This is a genomic window from Oleiphilus sp. HI0043, from assembly GCF_001634935.1.
In genome coordinates this window covers 1-1,202 of record NZ_LWEY01001355.1, presented here as the reverse complement: position 1 = coordinate 1,202, position 1,202 = coordinate 1, and the positions used below count along the sequence as shown (strand labels likewise).

Annotated in this window: 1 protein-coding gene and 1 pseudogene; both read right to left on the bottom strand. The window is 48.4% G+C overall.

The annotated features are described in order from the left end of the window. Positions 1–902, bottom strand: a 902-nt coding sequence (gene arsJ, locus A3729_RS18280; RefSeq protein WP_068634170.1) for an organoarsenical effux MFS transporter ArsJ, incomplete at its 3' end; no start/stop codon positions are given. Between the two features lie 17 nt (positions 903–919). Further along, a pseudogene (locus A3729_RS18275) lies at positions 920–1,202 on the bottom strand (type I glyceraldehyde-3-phosphate dehydrogenase); the annotation flags it as partial.

Sequence of the window (1,202 nt, the reverse complement as noted above, 5' to 3'; positions counted from 1 at the left end):
ATGCCCGCGGGTATCAGCATTAGAGGCAGCGCCCAGCCGAGCGCGCTATGGCCATCGGGGGCGCGCTTGGTCGAGCTTTGCGTAATCTTGGGGGCAAAGGACTGCACTAAACCATAGGCGATTACCCAGCTTGCAAGAAAGCCTCCTACAGACCAATGGTTCCAGCCGAACTCGCTCGCTAGATAAACGGGCAAGGCAACCACGAACCAAACATCTCTGGCACCAAACAGAAATAAGCGAGCTGCTGAGAGGGCGTTGATTGCCCGACTTTTAGAAAATATTTCAGTGAACTTCGGTTTGTTCTTTGCCTTGCCTAAGTCTTGTTTTAAGGCAAACATGCTACCCAGCCAAACCACAAACAAGCTTAGCGCCATAGCAAGAACGGCACCTTGAAAACCGAGAGTGGCCAGTAAAGCGCCGCCTAAAAAGAAGCCGACACCTTTCAAGGCATTCTTAGATCCGGTTAGAATTGCCACCCACTTATACAGTGTAGTTTGCGCATCTTTTGGAACCAGCAGCTTGATCGAGCTTTTCGCACTCATCTTGTTCAGGTCTTTAGCAATGCCTGAGAGAGCCTGAGCAGCCATGACCCAAGGCACTGTGAGCAAAGTGGCAGGAACGAGCAGCATTGCCAATGCGAGCACCTGCAGAGCCAGACCAATATTCATGGTTTTGTTGAGCCCCAAATGTGCGCCCAACCAGCCACCAAAAAGGTTGGTGATGACACCAAAGATCTCGTAAAACAAGAACAGCATGGCAATTTCGAGCGGGCTGTAACCCAAGCCATGAAAGTGCAATACGACTAACATCCTCAAAGCGCCATCGGTGAGCGTGAAAGCCCAATAGTTACCTGTTACGACCAGGTATTGCTTAATTTCTGGTGAGAGTTTATTGATATTCATGGTTTTCAAATATGGCCTTAGTGATTAATTTTCTGGTCGATGAGGCCGACTTTACGAACCAGCTCAGCTGTTCGATTGGCATAGCCCCATTCATTGTCATACCACACATAAAGCTTAAGTTGAGTGCCGTTAACCAGCATAGTTGAAGGCGCATCAATGATGGCTGAACGAGGATCGGTTTTGTAATCGATAGAAACCAGTGGCCGCTCTTCGTAACCGAGTATGCCTTGTAGTGCTTCTTCAGAAGCACTTTTTAATAGAGCGTTCACTTCTTCTACCGAGCTTTCTTTTTCTAGTTCG